The sequence below is a fragment of the Paraburkholderia sp. A1BS-2L genome (genome assembly GCF_051125205.1).
Classification (GTDB): Bacteria; Pseudomonadota; Gammaproteobacteria; order Burkholderiales; family Burkholderiaceae; genus Paraburkholderia.
Window position 1 is genome coordinate 366,138 of record NZ_CP120432.1, and the last position, 17,213, is coordinate 383,350.

General features: G+C 62.7%; 13 protein-coding genes. 2 read left to right on the plus strand and 11 right to left on the minus strand.

The window, feature by feature from the left end:
• Positions 1-112: 112 nt before the first annotated feature.
• The 10 genes from purU to P5W98_RS35575 form a co-directional block, all read right to left on the minus strand.
• The gene (gene purU / locus P5W98_RS35530) at positions 113-1,000 is read right to left on the minus strand and encodes a formyltetrahydrofolate deformylase (RefSeq protein WP_421028871.1); all 888 of its coding nucleotides are present in this window, start codon (positions 998-1,000) and stop codon (positions 113-115) included.
• A 12-nt stretch (positions 1,001-1,012) separates the two neighbouring features.
• Positions 1,013-1,525 carry a dihydroneopterin aldolase gene (locus tag P5W98_RS35535; RefSeq protein WP_421028872.1) on the minus strand — a complete coding sequence of 171 codons (513 nt, stop codon included), beginning with the start codon at positions 1,523-1,525 and terminating at the stop codon, positions 1,013-1,015.
• Positions 1,522-2,160 (minus strand): sarcosine oxidase subunit gamma, encoded by a 639-nt coding sequence (locus P5W98_RS35540; protein ID WP_421028873.1) that lies wholly within the window; start codon positions 2,158-2,160, stop codon positions 1,522-1,524. Before P5W98_RS35540 ends, P5W98_RS35535 begins: the two co-directional genes overlap by 4 nt.
• Positions 2,150-5,158, minus strand: a complete 3,009-nt coding sequence (locus tag P5W98_RS35545) for a sarcosine oxidase subunit alpha family protein (RefSeq protein ID WP_421028874.1) — start codon at positions 5,156-5,158, stop codon at positions 2,150-2,152. The genes P5W98_RS35540 and P5W98_RS35545 overlap by 11 nt, the downstream gene beginning before the upstream one ends.
• Complete coding sequence (locus P5W98_RS35550) at positions 5,155-5,502, minus strand: sarcosine oxidase subunit delta (protein WP_129563966.1); 348 nt, start codon at positions 5,500-5,502, stop codon at positions 5,155-5,157. The genes P5W98_RS35545 and P5W98_RS35550 overlap by 4 nt, the downstream gene beginning before the upstream one ends.
• Before the next feature lie 28 nt (positions 5,503-5,530).
• Positions 5,531-6,775: a sarcosine oxidase subunit beta family protein gene (locus tag P5W98_RS35555; RefSeq protein WP_421028875.1), complete on the minus strand. Its 1,245-nt coding sequence runs from the start codon at positions 6,773-6,775 to the stop codon at positions 5,531-5,533.
• A 12-nt stretch (positions 6,776-6,787) separates the two neighbouring features.
• A complete protein-coding gene (locus tag P5W98_RS35560; RefSeq protein WP_421028876.1) occupies positions 6,788-8,164 on the minus strand; it encodes an L-serine ammonia-lyase in 1,377 nt (458 codons plus the stop codon).
• Positions 8,165-8,171: 7 nt separating this feature from the next.
• Entirely contained in the window at positions 8,172-9,431 is a 1,260-nt protein-coding gene (gene glyA / locus P5W98_RS35565; RefSeq protein WP_421028877.1) for a serine hydroxymethyltransferase, read from the minus strand.
• Positions 9,432-9,597: 166 nt separating this feature from the next.
• Positions 9,598-10,809, minus strand: a complete 1,212-nt coding sequence (locus P5W98_RS35570) for a M24 family metallopeptidase (protein ID WP_421028878.1) — start codon at positions 10,807-10,809, stop codon at positions 9,598-9,600.
• A 249-nt stretch (positions 10,810-11,058) separates the two neighbouring features.
• Positions 11,059-12,024, minus strand: coding sequence for a GlxA family transcriptional regulator (locus P5W98_RS35575; RefSeq protein WP_421028879.1), 966 nt, complete (start codon positions 12,022-12,024; stop codon positions 11,059-11,061).
• Between the two features lie 2,322 nt (positions 12,025-14,346).
• On the opposite strand from P5W98_RS35575, the gene P5W98_RS35580 reads away from it, so the two are divergent.
• Both P5W98_RS35580 and P5W98_RS35585 read left to right on the plus strand, forming a co-directional pair.
• Positions 14,347-15,306 carry an IS5 family transposase gene (locus P5W98_RS35580; RefSeq protein ID WP_421026637.1) on the plus strand — a complete coding sequence of 320 codons (960 nt, stop codon included), beginning with the start codon at positions 14,347-14,349 and terminating at the stop codon, positions 15,304-15,306.
• A 60-nt stretch (positions 15,307-15,366) separates the two neighbouring features.
• Positions 15,367-15,702, plus strand: coding sequence for a hypothetical protein (locus tag P5W98_RS35585; protein WP_421028880.1), 336 nt, complete (start codon positions 15,367-15,369; stop codon positions 15,700-15,702).
• A 267-nt stretch (positions 15,703-15,969) separates the two neighbouring features.
• Here the strand turns inward: P5W98_RS35585 and P5W98_RS35590 are convergent.
• A protein-coding gene (locus P5W98_RS35590) for an IS3 family transposase (RefSeq protein ID WP_421028881.1) occupies positions 15,970-17,144 on the minus strand; the annotation gives its coding sequence in 2 pieces (ribosomal slippage) (positions 15,970-16,895 and positions 16,895-17,144; 1,176 coding nt in all).
• Positions 17,145-17,213: the final 69 nt, after the last annotated feature.

Below are 17,213 nucleotides of genomic sequence, written 5' to 3' on the forward strand. Positions count from 1 at the left end.
GATCTCCGTATTCCTGTTGCCCCGCCACGCACTGTCCAGACCGGGCGCCCGAACACTCGCGGGTCGCCGGCACCGCCCGGGATAGTGCCAGAAAACGCCGCGCATTGGGCCGCTAGCGCAGGATGACCGTACGCCCTTCGTGGATGAAAACGCGTCGCTCGATAAAGCCCTGCACGGCTCGGGCGAGTGCAGCGCGCTCCATGTCGCGCCCTGCCGCAAGCAGCCGCTCCGGCGTGTAAGTGTGATCCACACGCTCCACCACCTGCTCGATGATTGGCCCTTCGTCGAGATCCCCGGTCACGAAATGCGCCGTGGCCCCGATCAGCTTGACCCCGCGCGCGTACGCCTGATGATAGGGTCGCGCCCCCTTGAAGCCGGGCAGAAACGAATGGTGGATGTTGATCGCCCGGCCCGCAAGCCGCGCACACAAGTCAGAGCTCAACACCTGCATGTAGCGGGCGAGGACGACCAGTTCGGGTCTCGTGCGCTCGATCAGCGAGACGAGCGCCTGCTCTTGAGCGGATTTGGTTTCAGGGGTCAACGGAAGATGATGAAACTCGATCCCGTGAGATCGGACCATGGGCTCGAGATCGCGGTGATTGGACACTACGCCCACAATATCGATCGGCAATTCACTGATGCGCCATCGATGCAGCAGATCCACAAGGCAGTGATCGAGCCGCGAGACGAGCATCAGCACCTTTGGCTTCACGCACGCGTCAAAAATGGCCCACTCGAAAGCGTGCTGGCGCGCAAGTGGCGCAAAGGCTTCCGAGAGCGTTTCACGGCCCAGCTGCCTCGGCGCGGGGGCATGGAACTCGCATCGCACGAAGAAGCGGGCGGTCTGCGGATCGTCGAAAACCGAGAGCTCGTCGATATAGCAGTGAAACCCGTCGAGAAAGCCGACGACGGCCGCCACCTGGCCCTGCGCACTCGCGCAGGTCACGTTCAGGATGAAGCGGCACGTGCTGCCGGTCACGTCAGCAGAAGACCCGTTCATGAATGCTCCCCGTCATTGGCACATCGGATGTGTGCCGTGTTTTTCCCGTATCCATCCGTCACGCTGGCAGGCCGCCCACTGCCGATAATCGGCACGCGTCCAGTCGAGCGACACGCCAATGCGGCGCGTACCAGGCCGGATCTTCGGCTTGTGCACTTCGATCGTGAGCGTATCGAGCGCGGGCCACTCGCGAAACGACAGCGCCGCAATATCGGCCACCAGCGTTTCGAGCAGCCGCGTATGCGGCTTCTTCGCGAGAAATTCGGCGATGCGCGCGCAGTAGCGCTCGTAATCGATCCAGTCGCTCTCCTCTTTGGGCATCGAGCGATAGCCGAGCTGCGCATCGATCACAAGCGGCTGAGGCTGGCCGTGCTCGTGCGCATGAATGCCGATGCGCGCCGGCACGCTCAAGCCCTCGACGAACACGCTCCAGCCGCGTCCGCGCGAGAGCGGCGCTTCGAGCGCTGCCGGCACCTTGAGTGCCCCATCGAGCGCCGGATCGAAAGTGCCGTCGACGATCTTCATGATGCAAGCGACGCGGTGGCGTCGAGCATGATGCGGCAGAAGTAGTCGGCGAAGCTGCGGCGCACGACGAGCTCGAAGCGGTCTCCGCCCATCGGAATCAGCACGATAGAGGCCTTGAAAAAGACGCTCTGCGCGCACTGCCCTTCCTTGAACAGATTCGGATGCAGATCGAGCGGGCAGCCGCGCGAGAGCAGTTCGCGCGTGCGCGCGCCGTCGATCTTCACCACCGTGTAGCCGCTGCCAATGTCCACGGCTGCAGCGTAGGCCTCGCCGAATGCGGGGGCGAGCTTCTCTTCGAGCACGCCGGCCTGGACCGCTGCGTCCGAGCGCACGAGCCATTCGTCGGGGCCGAGCCACAACACGTCATAGCCGTTGCCGCGTGCGACCGTGTTGGGCTTCGCGGGCGGCTGGCAGCCGACCACCTGGGCGAACGCGTCCACGAATGCCGGATCGCTGAGTTCGCCGCGCACGTTCACCAGATCGCGGAACGGCAGTTCACGCAGGGTGAACCCCTTCGGCGCACGGCCTTCCTGGGCCTTGATGAGCCCGGCCACTCCGACGAAAGGCGACTCGAGCCGCACCGCTGCTGCCGCGCGCTCCGCAAGGGGCGCCGTATCCATCGTTTCATTCAACATGCTGACGCACCCCTTCAGTGTCGTAAAAAATCGGGCTGGCAATCTTCGCCTTCACGCGCCGGCCATCGGCCATCGAGATGGAGACGTATTCGCCGGTCTTGTTGTGACCGCCCTTCACGACCGCCAGTGCGATCGAGCGGTCGAGAATCGGGCTGTAATAGCTCGACGTCACGTGGCCGATCATCGGCGTGGTGCCGTCCGCCTTCTGCTGCGCATCCACGGCGACGATCTGGCCGCCTTCGGGCAGCACGAACTTCGCGTCGTCGGTTAGCAGTCCGACGAACTGCTTGCGCCCTTCCTTCGCGGTGTCCGAGCGCTTGAGCGAGCGGCGGCCCAGGAAGTCCTTGGTCTGCGAGACAAGCCCGCCCATGCCCAGATCGAACGGCGTAACCGACCCATCGGTGTCCTGGCCGACGATGATGTAGCCCTTCTCCGCACGCAGCACGTGCATCGTTTCCGTGCCGTACGGCGTGATGTTGAACTCGGCGCCCGCGGCCATCAGCGCTTCCCACACTGCGCGGCCCGCGTTGGCCGGCACGTTCACTTCATAGGCCAGCTCGCCCGAGAAGCTGATGCGCATGACGCGCGACTTCACGCCCGCGACCGTGCCGTTGCGATACGACATGAACGGGAACGCTGCGTTGTCGAAGTCGATGTCCTTGCATACCTTCTGCAGCACCTTGCGGCTCTTCGGGCCCACCACGGCGAAGGTCGCCCAGTGATCGGTCACGGAAGACAGACGCACCTTCATGTCGGGCCACTCGGTCTGCAGCCAGCGCTCGAGCCACGTGAGCACGCGCGCCGCGCCGCCCGTGGTGGTCGTCATCATGTAGTGCTGCGGTCCGAGGCGCACGGTCACGCCGTCGTCGAACACCATGCCGTTCTCGTCGAGCATCAGGCCATAGCGGCACTTGCCCACTTCGAGCTTGAGCCACGGATTCGTGTAGACCCAGTTGAGCAGCCTGGCGGCGTCCGGGCCCTGAATGTCGATCTTGCCGAGCGTCGACGCATCGAGAATGCCCACGCTGTTGCGCACCGCGAGGCACTCGCGCTTGAGCGCCGCGTGCATGTCCTCACCCTTCTTCGGGTAGTACCAGGGCCGCTTCCAGTTGCCCACGTCTTCGAACAGCGCGCCATTCGCTTCGTGCCATTCGTGAATGCAGGTCTTGCGGACCGGGTCGAGGAAGTCGCCCAGTTCGCGGCCCGCCACAGTGCCGAACGTCACGGGCGTGTAGTTCGGGCGGAACGTGGTCGTGCCGGTTTCGGGAATCGTCTTGCCGAGCGCGTCCGCGAGGATCGCCATGCCGTTGATGTTGCCGAGCTTGCCCTGGTCGGTGCCAAAGCCCATGGCCGTGTAGCGCTTCACGTGCTCGACCGATTCGAAGCCTTCGCGCGCCGCAAGCAGGATGTCCGATGCGGCCACGTCGTTCTGGAAGTCGACGAACTGCTTCGGGCCACGCGGCGCGGCCTTGCGGCTGCCCACGAGCCACAGCGGCTGCAACGGCGTTTCGGTGATCTCGGCGGCCTTCGGCACCTGCAGGCGCGTCACGGCGAAGCCGAGCGACTTCGTTGCGTCGATGCCGGCATCGACCGCCTGGGTCAGGCCGCGTGCGAGGCTGAATTCGCCCACTGCCGCGCCCACGCTCACTTCCTGCTGCATGCGCTTGCCCGGCGTGAAGCACGCCTTCGTATCGTTCCAGTGCGCCTTGCCGCCCGACTGAGCGAACAGGTGCAGCACGGGGCTGAAGCCGCCCGACATCGCTACCAGATCGCACGGCAGATCAGCCACTTTCGCGCCGGTCTGGCCGTTCTGATACGCGACCACGTCGACCGAGTTCACGCGCAGCTTGCCGTGCGCCGCCATGATGGCCGCGTTGTTCATGATCTTCACGCCCTGGCGGCGTGCGGCGTCCTGCATAGCGCCCTTGCCCTGCGCACGCGAATCGACCACCGTGACTTCCGCACCGCAGGCCTTCAGGTCGAGCGCGCAGCGGTAGCCAGCGTCGTTGTTCGCGAACACTACAACCTTGCGGCCCGGCAGCACGCCATAGCGATGAATGTAGGTGGAAACCGCCGAGGCCATCATGACGCCCGGCAGGTCGTTGTTGCCGAACACGATGGGACGCTCGTGCGCGCCGGTGGCGAGAATCACGCGCTTCGCGCGGACCTTCCACAGCAGTTCGCGCGTGCCCTTGCGCGTCGAGACCGGCAGATGCTCGGTCAAACGCTGCGTGATAGTCACGAGGTTGTGATCCTGATAGCCGAAGGCCGTGCTGCGCGAGAGGATCTTCACGTCCGGCATGGCCGCGAGTTCCGCCTCGATCTTCTCGACCCACTGGATTGCGGGGCGGCCGTCGATCTCGGTCTTGCACGACAGCAGGCTGCCGCCCAGTTCGCGCTGATCGTCGACGAGAATCACGCGTGCGCCAGCACGGCCCGCCGTATGCGCAGCCAGCAGACCCGTGGGGCCGCCGCCAACCACAAGCACGTCGCAATGCGCGAAGCACTTGTCATAGCGGTCGCCGTCGCGCACTTCGGGCGCCTTGCCCAGACCCGCGGCTTCGCGGATCTTCTCTTCGTACTTCGGCCACCATTTACGCGGCCACATGAAAGTCTTGTAGTAAAAGCCCGCGGGCAGGAAGCGCGAGAACTTCTGGTTGCGCGCAAGGCGGTCGTGCTCGAGGCTCGGCTCCGCATTCACGCTGGTCGCCACGAGACCTTGATAGAGCTCGACTTCGGTCGAGCGCGCGTTCGGCACGGTGTACGCGCCGCGCTCGAGCTGCACCACGGCATTCGGCTCGGCCACATCGGCGGTCACGATGCCGCGCGGACGGTGGTACTTGAAGCTGCGCGCGACGAAGTGCACGTCGTTGGCAAGCAGCGCCGATGCCAGCGTGTCGCCCTGATAACCCTGATACGTGCGCCCGTTGAACGTGAAGGTCAGCGGAATCGCGCGGTTGATGCGCCCGCCGGCGCCGAGACGGTTCTTCTGGCTCATCGCTGCTTGCTCCCTTGCGTGCCTTGCTGTGCGCTTTGTTGTGCGGCCTGTTGTGCTTTCGCCTGGACGTTCGCCGGCGAGTTGGCGTCGCCAAACGTTTCGTAACCCTGAATGTCGTAACTCACGGTGTCACGCGTCACCTTGAACCAGCGGCGGCAGCCCTGGGTGTGCAGCCACTGCTCCTTGTGCACGCCGCGCGGGTTATCGCGCATGAACAGGTATTCGCCCCATTCGCGGTCGCTCAGCTTGTCGGTGTCGAGCGGGCGTGCGATGTCCGCCTCGCCGCCACAGGTGAATTCGAGTTCGGCGCGCGGCCCGCACCATGGGCATTCGATCAGCAACATTTCATGTTCTCCTAACGTCGGTGCGTATTTAGTGCGCCACGGCAGCTGCGCCGTGCTCGTCGATCAGATGGCCGTTGTAGAAGCGGTCCAGTGCGAACGGCGCGTTGAGCGGATGCGGTTCGTCGTTCGCGATGGTATGCGCGAACACCCAGCCCGAGCCCGGCGTCGCCTTGAAGCCGCCCGTGCCCCAACCGCAGTTGAAGTAGAGGCCCTTCACGTCGGTCTTGCTGATGATCGGGCACGCGTCGGGCGAAACGTCAACAATGCCGCCCCACTGGCGATTCATGCGCACGCGCGAGAACACCGGGAACATTTCGACGATGGCCTGCAGCGTGCCTTCGATGATGTGATAGCTGCCACGCTGGCCAAAGCCCGTGTATTGATCGACGCCCGCGCCAATCACGAGGTCGCCCTTGTCGGACTGGCTGATATACGCGTGCACCGCGTTCGACATGATGACCGAGTTGACCACCGGCTTGATGGGCTCCGAAACCAGCGCCTGCAGCGGGTGACTTTCGATCGGCAGGCGGATGCCGGCCATGTCGGCGAGCGTCGTGGTGTTGCCTGCCGCAACCACCGCCACCTTCTTCGCCTTGATGAAGCCTTTCACCGTATCCACGCCGGTCACGCGGCCGCCGTCGCGGCGAATGCCCGTCACCTGGCAATTCTGGATGATGTCGACGCCATGGCGGTCCGCGCCGCGCGCGTAGCCCCAGGCCACCGCGTCGTGGCGCGCCACGCCGGCGCGACGCTGAATGGATGCGCCCAGCACCGGATAGCGGCTGTTCAGGTTGATCGTGGGTTCGATCTCCTTGACCTGCTCGGGCGTGAGGAACTCGGCGTCCACGCCGTTCAGGCGGTTCGCGTTCACGCGGCGCTCGGTGTCGCGCACGTCCTGCAGCGTATGCGCGAGATTCATCACGCCGCGCTGGCTGAACATCACGTTGTAGTTCAGGTCCTGCGAGAGCCCTTCCCAGAGCTTCATCGCCTTCTCGTAGAGCGCGGCCGACTCGTCCCACAGATAGTTCGAGCGCACGATGGTGGTGTTGCGCGCCGTGTTGCCGCCGCCGATCCAGCCCTTCTCCAGAATCGCGACGTTCTTCACGCCGTGCTCCTTCGCGAGGTAGTACGCGGTGGCGAGCCCATGCCCGCCGCCGCCGACGATCACCACGTCGTACTCCTTCTTGGGCTCCGGGCTCCTCCACTGCCGCTCCCAGTTCTCGTGATACGACAACCCGTTGCGGAACAGACTGAATATCGAATAGCGGCTCATGGTGTCTTCCTCTCAGCATTCGATCACGTTGACCGCCAGGCCCCCGCGCGAAGTTTCCTTGTATTTCGTTTTCATGTCGGCACCCGTTTCACGCATCGTCTTGATGACCTTGTCGAGCGAAACGTAGTGCTTGCCGTTGCCCCTGAGCGCCATCCGGGCAGCGTTGACGGCCTTTACCGCGCCCATGGCGTTGCGCTCGATGCATGGAATCTGCACGAGGCCGCCCACCGGATCGCAGGTCATGCCCAGGTTGTGCTCCATGCCGATTTCAGCGGCGTTCTCCACCTGCTCCGGCGTCCCGCCCAGGACTGCCGCGAGCGCGCCCGCCGCCATCGAGCACGCCACGCCCACCTCGCCTTGGCAGCCCACCTCGGCACCGGAAATGGACGCGTTCTCCTTGTAAAGCAGGCCGATCGCGGCGGCGGTCAGAAGAAACGTGACTGCGCCGTTATCGTCTGAGCCGGGTACGAACTTCGTGTAGTACTGCAGCACGGCCGGGATGATGCCCGCGGCGCCGTTGGTCGGCGCGGTCACGATTCGTCCGCCCGCGGCGTTCTCCTCGTTCACGGCCATCGCATAGAGGTTGATCCAGTCGATCATCGAAAGCGGATCGCGCAGGCACTCTTCCGACTGCGCTTTCAACTGCTGAAAAACCGCGGAAGCGCGCCGCCGCACTTTGAGCGGACCGGGCAGCGTGCCTTCGATCGCACAGCCGCGTGCAATCGATGCCGCCATCACGTCGCGAATCGTCAGGAGGCCCGCGCGCACGGCGTCGGGCGAGCGCCACGTGCACTCATTGGCCACCATCACATCGGCGATCGACAGGCCGCTTTCGCCGCACAGCCGCAACAGATCCACGCCGGTCCGGAACGGATACGGCACGTCGTCGGTGCCCGGCAGGCCATTGAGCCGCTCCCCGGCATCGTTGACCACAAAGCCGCCGCCCACCGAGTAGTACGCCTGAGTATCGAGCACCGATCCGTTCGTATCGAGCGCCGTAAAGCGCATGCCATTGGGATGCAGCGGCAATACCTCGCGCCGCAGAAAGGCAATCTGCGTCTTTTCGTCGAAGGCGATGCGGCGCTCGCCCGCCAGGTCGAGTTCCTTCGCCGCGCGGATGGCGGCGAGGCGCTGTTCCGCATAGTCGGGATCGATCGTATCGGGCAGGTTGCCCTCGAGACCGAGTAGTACCGCCTTGTCGGTACCGTGCCCCTTGCCGGTTGCACCAAGCGATCCAAACAGCTCGATACGCATCGAGCCCAGACGAGCAAGCACGGAACGATCGCGCAAACGTCCGGCAAACTTGCACGCGGCGATCATCGGTCCCACGGTGTGCGAACTGGATGGACCGATGCCGATCTTGAACAGGTCGAAGGTGCTCACGTTCATGGCGTCCTCACAGACCCTGATAGACCGGATACCGCGCGCACAGCTTCGCCACCTCGTCACGCACACGGCCTTCCACCTGCGCGTCGCCCAGGTGATCGAGCACGTCACAGATCAGTCGCGCCGTCATTGCGGCGTCGTCCTCGCCGAAACCGCGCGTGGTGATCGCGGGAGTACCGATACGGATTCCGCTCGTAACGAAAGGCGATTGCGGGTCGTTGGGCACGGCGTTCTTGTTGACGGTGATATGCGAGCGACCGAGCGCGGCATCCGCGTCCTTGCCGGTCATGCCCTTTGCCACGAGACTGACAAGAAAGAGGTGGTCGTCGGTGCCGCCGGATATGACCTCGTAGCCGCGCGCGGTGAAGACTTCCACCATGGCCCGTGCATTGGCGAGCGTCTGCGCCTGGTAAGCCTTGAATTCGGCGCTTTGCGCCTCCCTGAATGCAACGGCCTTGGCGGCAATCACGTGCATCAGCGGACCGCCCTGTGTGCCCGGAAACACTGTCGCATTGAGCTTTTTCTCGATATCCGTGTTGGCGCGCCCGAGAATCAGGCCACCGCGCGGGCCGCGCAGCGTCTTGTGCGTGGTGGTGGTCACCACGTCGGCAAACGGCACCGGGTTCGGATACAGTCCCGCGGCGACGAGACCGGCGACGTGCGCCATGTCTACGAAGAGGAAGGCCCCCACCTTGTCGGCAATTGCGCGAAAGCGCGCGAAATCGAGTACGCGTGAGTAGGCGGAGAAGCCGGCTACGATCATGCGCGGACGATGCTCGAGCGCAAGGCGCTCGACCTCGTCGTAATCGATCAGGCCGGTGCTGGCGTCGACACCATATTGGACCGCGTTGAAGATCTTCCCGGAAAACGAAACCTTCGCCCCATGCGTGAGATGCCCGCCGTGCGCGAGACTCATGCCCAGAATCGTGTCACCTGGCGAGAGCAAGGCGAGGTACACGGCCGCGTTGGCCTGCGACCCGCTATGGGGCTGCACGTTCGCGAAATCGGCCCCAAACAGCGCTTTGGCACGCGCAATCGCCAGCTGCTCGACCACATCGACATGCTCGCAGCCGCCGTAGTAGCGCTTGCCAGGATAGCCCTCCGCATACTTGTTGGTCAGCACCGAGCCCTGTGCCTCGAGCACGCGCGGGCTCGTGTAATTCTCCGATGCGATCAGCTCGATATGCGCTTCCTGGCGCGCGCGCTCGAGGCGCATCGCCTCCGCGAGATCCGGATCGAATCCGGCGATGGTTTGTTCCCTGGAAAACACGCTGGCGTCTCCTGTCGATCCGGAGCCGGCGCTTTGGCTTTCGACCCGGGCTCGCGCTCAAGCGCGTCCCCCGGGTTCCAGGCAAAGTACTGGCTCCGGTCCCATGCAAGATGGTTGCTGTCAATAAGAAAACCCGCGACGCACGCCGCGGGGCGGCACTGTCCTGTCAGCCCTTGATGATGTTGTGCTCGGGGCCGTACGGGAAGGCCGTGATGTTGGTGGCGCCTTGTTCACCGACCACCAGGATGTCGTGCTCACGGTAGCCGCCGGCGCCCGGCTGCCCCTCGGGCAGCATGATCATCGGCTCCATCGAGACGACCATGTTCGGCTCCAGAATGGTGTCAATGTCTTCGCGCAGTTCGAGCCCTGCCTCACGGCCGTAGTAGTGGGACAGCACGCCGAACGAGTGGCCATAGCCGAACGTGCGGTACTGCAGCAGCCCGTATTCCGCGTAGATTTTGTTCAGTTCCTGCGCGATATCGCCGCAGCGCGCGCCCGGCTTGATCAGCTTCAGGCCGGCTTCGTGCACTTCGACGTTAACCTTCCAGAGACGCAGGTGCTCGTCGGGGCAATGATCGAAGAACATCGTGCGTTCCAGCGCCGTGTAGTAGCCGGCGATCATCGAGAAGCAGTTCAGGCTGAGAATGTCGCCCTTTTGCACCTTGCGCGTCGTGACCGGATTGTGTGCGCCATCGGTATTGATGCCCGACTGGAACCACGTCCACGTGTCCATTAATTCCGAATCGGGAAAACGGCGCGCGATTTCGCGCACCATCGCCTGCGTGGAGGCGAGCGCAACCTCGTGCTCGGGCACGCCTTCGCGCACCGCCGCCGCGAGCGCGGCGCCGCCGATATCGCACACGTTCGCGCCATGCTTGATGAGCGCAATCTCCTCATCGGACTTGATCATGCGCATGCGCATCGTCTGTGCGCCAATGTCGACAAACTCGACCGACGGCAGCGCCGCCTTCAGCTTCGAGAGCACTTCGACGGGCACATGATCGAACTCGATGCCCACACGGCCCTTGTTGTCGATCTCGCCCTGCACGGCGCGAAAGAAGTTATCGCGCTGCCAGTCTGTATAGACCACGTTGTAGTCGCCGACCGTACGCCGCCACGGCTGGCCGCCGTCGATGTTGGCCGAGATCGAGACGACCTTGGACGACGTAACCACGAGACCGTACTTTCTGCCGAACGAGCAGTAGAGAAAGTCCGAGTAGTAGTTGATGTTGTGATACGACGTGAAAAGCACCGCGTCGATATTCTCGCGCGCCATCAGCTCGCGCAGCTTGCGTTGGCGGATTGCGTACTCCGCATCGGAAAAGGTGTGCTTCACCTTCTCGCCATTCTCGATTCGAATCAGGTTCTCCATCTTCATGTGCTCGCTCCTGGGTGAAAAAGCGTGGTGGGTGTGAGCAGATGTTAGAAGTTCGGGAATTTGGAGAATTTCCGAAATGGACAACGTCGTTCCCGAATTGGCCAAATCGGGTTAACCATGAAATCGATCGTTCGCTTGCCTGCGTGTGTGGAGAGCCTGCGCTTGCACGCCTCGGCGCCGTACGCCGAGGTTGTGTCAATTTTTAGTGCCGATACGCGACGGGCGTATCCTGCCGCGATCTCTGAATGGCTACAGCGCGTTCTGATAGCGACGCCGGTCGGCGATCGGGGAGATCTGGAATTGCGCCTTGTAGCGCGTGGAGAAGTGGGTCGTCGACGTGAAACCGGTGCGCGCGCACACGTCCTCAAGCGAAGTTGCCGTGCGGTACAGAAGCTGCCGGGCGCGCAGAAGACGAATCTCGAGGTACGCCTCAGCTGGCGATTTGCCAAGGCGCTCCTGGAACCAGCGCTGGAGTTGCCGCTGCGAGACCCGCAGATGAGACGCAATCTCCGGCACGGCAATCGGCTCTTCGACGTTGCTTTCCATGATTTGCAATGCCTCGTCGAGCTTCTCATGCTCCGCGCCGATATATTGACGCAACGAAGTCTGCTGTCGATATTCGCGACTGCGCGGCTCCGCGACCAGCAATTCGAGCACACGCGCCGCGAGTGCCTGGCTGCCCGGCGGATTCGCCAGCAGATGCACCATCAAGTCAAGCGGTGCCACGCCACCGCTGCAGGTATAGCGATCCCGGTCGATTTCGAACAGCCGCGTGGAAACTGTCAGCTTGGGAAACTGCTCCATCAACACGTCCTGGTCTTCCCAGTGAATCGTGCAACGGTATCCATTCAGCAATCCAGCACGCGCCAGAAAATAGCTGCCGGTGTCGAGCCCGCCAAGCGCCGCGCCCTTGCCCGCCTGCCTGCGCAGCCAGTCCACAACGGCGCCAATCCCCCTTTTCGGAATGGGATTCGGCCCGACAACGAACACCACGTCAAAAGGCGCGCTGTCCGCCATCGAGACGTCGGGGACCACCCGGATACCGTCACTCGATGGAACGAACTCGTCGCCTGAGCCGATCAGGCTGTAGTCATAGACGCGCCGTCCTATGATCATGTTGGCTATCCGAAGCGGATCAATGGCGGAGCCAAGCGCAATCAGGGAAAAATTCTCGCGCAACAGGAAGCCGTAACGCATGACACGCAGATCGTGCATGCCGTCACGTACCTTTGACGGTGGCGATTGCCTGGGTAGGGTCGTTGACATCGGAAGATCGGTTTGACAGCGGAAAGGGGCCGGTTGGATTGCAGCATCTTAGCGTTGGCCCTTGCAGCCGGCAATTTCCCGCCCGGCGGTGGGTGCCCGGGGCAGGTCTGAATGTGGATGATGCCCGCGCGGCGGCCGGCCAGTTCAACCCGGCGCGTGAGCGTCACCACTCGTTTCCCGCGCTTGAGTCAAGCGCCGTCGGCACCATCGGCGTCAATGAATCCGGCGCAACGCCCTGACAGCTGTTTGCTTGAAGTCAGCGCTGCCTTCTGCGGAAGTCCAGGGCAAGCGCGAAAGGCATTACAGAAACGATAAAAACCGCCCTCGCGAAGCATTCAGCCTCCTTGACGAAGGGACTAAAAGCTAAAACTGCCGAAACGGCCGCCCCGAGGAAAAATGCAATCGAGCGCATTACTTAGGTATCGAAAGTTAAAGCATCGTTGACGGAGGATAGGCCCCTTATCTTCGGTCAGCGGAACAAGCGGTCCGACGAGACGTCGTGAGGCTCCGGATGCGACCATCCCGTCATGCGCTTCGAAACCCGTGACGCGACGTGCGTTTTTCGCGCCGCCCCGGAAAGAGGCAGACTCGCGCCCCGCCGTTGCCGCCTGTACCCCGCCACGCAGCCCGCTTGACCTCATGCATCGATGGCAACTTTTGCCTTGCATTCCCGAATAAATACTCACCTGGCATCCGGCTGCCTGGCTTCAGGGTGTCGACAGGCGACGGTCAAGACGAGCTGGCGTCCTCGGTGGCCTGCGGGCCTGCAGGCGGGTTTGGGGTAGGAAAGCGGAGAGCTGGGTGGCTGGAAGACGGTTAGTTGCGATACTCGCCAGCCTGCGCGGCACCCGCATTTGACAGAATCCCGCATTATCAACGTTTGAACATGGGGGACGGACCGGGCGCCGCCCACCGGGACCCCACCCTCGCACACAAAATATTAATAATATAAATCAACAGGTTACGTCATTTTTTAATGTGACCTCTCAGGTTTCGCCTAATATTTAAGCGTGCGTGCGGCCCCCGACCCACGCACACGCTCCAAGCCCGCGCCCCTGTGCGGGCGTTTTTTCGTCGGGCGCGAACGCACGCGCCTGACTCGGAGCGCGCCTGGGCCCGCATATCCTGGGCGTTCGTCCGTGCAACCGCCCGTTAACGTTGGTGAGCACTCACCGTGCATTCCACGCATCCCGGGGACCGACAGCGCGCCGCGGCATACGCATAAGTTGAACTGCGTCACGCGGGCCTGCACGGCCGGGACGGCGCCAGCCCCCTGCTCCACCAGGCGGCCTTCCAGGTTTCATCCCCGGCTGGTCATTGCCTGCTTCCACCTGGCTTCATTCCGACCCGCGCCAGCTCGCGTTGCTGATGCGGCCGCCCTCTCCCGCCTGCCGGACACATCGGGGTCGTTTCGAAAACAGCTGAGCCGTTCGATCGCGACGGATCGTAGACGTTGATCCGCCAAGGCAAGGCCAGCGCGTGCCGACAATGAGGGGGCTGAGAGCTCGATCAACTGAAGATCCTGCCCGAACCTTGCGTACCCGCAATGTCCGTGGACGCCTGAGTGCGTGGTTTTTTCGGTGCAGGACGCCATTGCATTGAAACAGTCGGCCAGTTCCTCGCGGCACACAACGTCCGGGGGTTCGCGTGCGGCGCCTTGCCCATTAGAGGCAGCTGTCGACAATTTTTGCAATCCTGATGATTTAACGCTTTCCCGCGTCATCACCCACAGCCTCATCTGGCGCTCACTGGGCGCCGCCATGCGGGCCGCATCGGCGATGGTATGCAGCACGACGATGCGCTCCTGCCTGGCGCAGCTGGACCACGGCGATGCGATCGGGAGGAGGCGGCTCACGCACTGCACGCTATCTGGCGCGCTGCGCTGAATCACGCGGAACAGTGCCACTCGAAGGCGTTCGTGGCCGCACGTCAGGAAGCCCTCGCCACATCGACCGCGAAGTGACGATCTATGACCCTCTTCTCCTGGGCGTCCACTAACATGCCGGTCGTAGAACAAGGGTTTATGCCAAATGGATATCCGCATGCCCAGTGAAACCGGATTGCGCGAGCAGTATGCAAACCTCCAGCAGCGCTCGCTGCTTCTTGATGCGCTCGGCCCGTCGCGTGTTGGTCATTTATCCGCTGCGATGGGCGTTGTTGCAGAAATTGGGGCGCTTCCAGGTGGACTGACGTTTACGTGCAACGCTCGGGTTGACCAGGATGTTAACTTCGCATCGAGCTGCGTAGATTCTCGATTTTTTCCCCGAGAAGATGCGCAAGGACGAACGCAAGGCCAGCGAACCCAAAGGGGTGTACCGCGTCAGGAACTGGCGGGATTACAACGCGGGCTTGATCGCAAGAGGCGATGTAACCATGTGGATTGATGAAGGCGTACTGACGCAGGTACCCGAGGCTGGCCCGACCAGGCACGGCCGACCGCGTGTCTACAGCGATGCAGCGATCCAGATGCTGCTCAGTCTCAAGCAAGTCTTTCATCTGCCGCTGCGCGCACTGCAAGGCTTCGCCCAGAGCTTGCGCAAGCTCGCCTTTCCGAGCTTGCCGGTACCCAACTACACGACCTTGAGCCGTCGCGCCCAGACCCTCAAGGTCGCGCTGCCGGCGCAACGTCCCCATGAGCCCATGCACCTCGTGATCGACAGCACCGGGCTGAAGGTTTACGGCGAAGGCGAGTGGAAGGTGCGCAAGCATGGCTGGTCCAAGCGTCGCACCTGGCGCAAGGTGCACCTCGCGATGGATGCGAACACAGGCCAGATCTGCGCCGCGCTGATGACCCATCAGGACGAAGGCGATGGCGAAGTGTTGCCCGATCTGCTCGACCAGATTCCGGCTGATGTAATGATCGATACCATCGCAGGCGATGGCGCTTACGACACCAAGCCTTGTCACGCGCAGATCGCCGCGCGTGGCGCCAGCCCGTCGATTCCGCCGCGCGAGGGAGCGAAGCCGTGGCCAGACCGCACGCCCGGCGCCACCTGGCGCAATGCAGCTATTGCCGCTATCGAAGGAAGCAGCAGGCGCGAATGGAAGCAGGCGAGCGGCTACCACCGGCGATCGCTCGCCGAGACCTTGATGTACCGGCTCAAGGTACTCACGGGCTCCTGTCTGTGGGCGCGCGCGACGGGCTCGCAAGCCACCGAGGTATCAATCCGTGCGGGTGTACTCAATCGCATGGTAGCCCTCGCTCGCCCGCAGTCCGTCCGTATCGCCTGAGATTGAGAGCACACAGATCATGTCGTCTCTACGCCTGATTTACGCAACAACGCCGCTGCGATGCAGTCGTCGCCGGATGGTGAAGAAGCGTCAGCAGTGCATCTGCGGGTGCTGAAAGAGGCAACCGACGAGGCGATGCTTGCCGTCAAGGACTACCACGGTGCGCTGCCTTTCGTCGAAACTGCCCACTCCCTGCTCGAAAGCCTCGCCAGACCTCCTGCCTTCGCCGACGACACGGAGCAATGGCACAGCGAAATACTGGCGCGCCTGCAAGAGGTGCTGGACAGGGCCGCCGATATGATCGCCGAAGGAGAAGCACATCTGGAGCGCTCGCGGCGTGTGCAACTCCAGGACATTCCCTGGATGAATTCGAACAGGTACTTGTTTGCCGGGTAATACTGTCGAAGTAGTGTTCGCTGAACGGCCCATGCGAGAGCTTCGAAGGAACGCTTCCATTAGAAACGGAAGCTGTACGGTGTACTCAAGAAAAGTTTTTTATCTTATAGATAGGACACCTAACCGTATCTATCGCAGTATCTCCTGTTCGACGAGCCCACGGCCACCTCGCTATTCCGAATATCATTCACCCACCCGGTTATGGTCTCAAGCGTCGCAATAGGTTGACGTTGCCCGCGATTTTCGCATCCGCTAACCGAGCACTTATTATGCCGCTTCCTTTCGCTGTGCGGCGTGCCAGTCTTGTTCAAATTGCATCGGACTGACGTAATTCAACGTCGAGTGCAAGCGCGAATGATTGTAGAAGCTCAACCAGTCGATTACCTCGTCCATCGCTTCGCGACGCGTCGCAAAGCGTTTGCCGTGGATGCGCGCCTGCTTCAGCGATCCCCACAGGCTTTCGGTCGGTGCGTTGTCCCAACAATTTGCTCGGCGACTCATCGAGCTTTGCATGCCGTAGCTCTTGAGCAGGTCCTGAAACTCGGCGCTGCAATATTGGCTCCCACGGTCGCTGTGCACGATCAGACCGGTCTCGGGGCGACGACGGAACCACGCCATACGCAACGCGTCAGAAACCAGCTCCGTGCGCATGTGCGGCTTGAGCGACCAGCCCACGACCTGGCGGCTAAACAGATCCAGGATGACCGTCAGGTACAGCCAGCCCTCGTCGGTCCACAGATACGTGATGTCTGTCGTCCAGACCTGATCGGGCTTCGCCGGCGAGAAGTCGCGTTGCAGCAGGTTCGGTGCGACCGGAAGGTTGTGGCTGCTGTCTGTCGTGGCCTTGAAGCGGCGTTTGGTCCGCGCCTTGATGCCATGCAGCTTCATCAGCCGTTGAACCCGGTCCTTGCTCACGCGAATGCCTTGCGCAAGCAGCTTTTTCCACACGCGCGGCCAGCCGTACTCGCCTTTGGATTCGGCGTGCACGGCCTTGATGTGGACCAGCAACGCATCGTTGCTGATACGTCGGCGCGGCCGATCAGGATCAACGTCTCGGGCCTTGCGGTTGTGATAACCACTGGGGCTGACACCCAGCGCCTCACAGGCCACGGATACCGGCCATTGTCGGCTGTGCCGCTCAATCCAGGCATACTTCACGCCGACCTCTTCGCGAAGTATGCCGTCGCTTTTCCCAGGATGTCGCGCTCCATGCGCAGCTTCGCGTTCTCTGCCCTGAGTCGCGCAATTTCCATCTGTTCGGCCGATACCTGTTTGCCTGCGCCAGCGAGCTTGCCAGCCTCGTCAGCCTTGAGCCAGCTGTTTAGCGTCTGCGTACTGATGCCCAGAATCTTTGCCACCGCCGCCTGGCTCTGGCCGTTACGCACCATGCGAACCGCCTCAACCTTGAATTCCAGCGTGTACCGCGCCCTCGGGTTACCCATTGCTCAATCCTCCGTCACTGAAGTTTTACACACTCTCAATAACGGATACGTTTTTCGAGGGCAAGGTCA

Excerpts from the sequence above, each read along its gene's own strand:
- P5W98_RS35570 (WP_421028878.1), bottom strand. The coding sequence starts at position 10,809 with ATGAAGATGGAGAACCTGATTCGAATCGAGAATGGCGAGAAGGTGAAG.
- P5W98_RS35555 (WP_421028875.1), bottom strand. The coding sequence starts at position 6,775 with ATGAGCCGCTATTCGATATTCAGTCTGTTCCGCAACGGGTTGTCGTAT.
- P5W98_RS35585 (WP_421028880.1), top strand. The coding sequence starts at position 15,367 with ATGCAGTCGTCGCCGGATGGTGAAGAAGCGTCAGCAGTGCATCTGCGG.
- P5W98_RS35575 (WP_421028879.1), bottom strand. The coding sequence starts at position 12,024 with ATGCACGATCTGCGTGTCATGCGTTACGGCTTCCTGTTGCGCGAGAAT.
- P5W98_RS35535 (WP_421028872.1), bottom strand. The coding sequence starts at position 1,525 with ATGAAGATCGTCGACGGCACTTTCGATCCGGCGCTCGATGGGGCACTC.
- P5W98_RS35550 (WP_129563966.1), bottom strand. The coding sequence starts at position 5,502 with ATGTTGCTGATCGAATGCCCATGGTGCGGGCCGCGCGCCGAACTCGAA.
- P5W98_RS35580 (WP_421026637.1), top strand. The coding sequence starts at position 14,347 with ATGCGCAAGGACGAACGCAAGGCCAGCGAACCCAAAGGGGTGTACCGC.
- P5W98_RS35545 (WP_421028874.1), bottom strand. The coding sequence starts at position 5,158 with ATGAGCCAGAAGAACCGTCTCGGCGCCGGCGGGCGCATCAACCGCGCG.
- P5W98_RS35540 (WP_421028873.1), bottom strand. The coding sequence starts at position 2,160 with ATGTTGAATGAAACGATGGATACGGCGCCCCTTGCGGAGCGCGCGGCA.
- P5W98_RS35560 (WP_421028876.1), bottom strand. The coding sequence starts at position 8,164 with ATGAACGTGAGCACCTTCGACCTGTTCAAGATCGGCATCGGTCCATCC.
- purU (WP_421028871.1), bottom strand. The coding sequence starts at position 1,000 with ATGAACGGGTCTTCTGCTGACGTGACCGGCAGCACGTGCCGCTTCATC.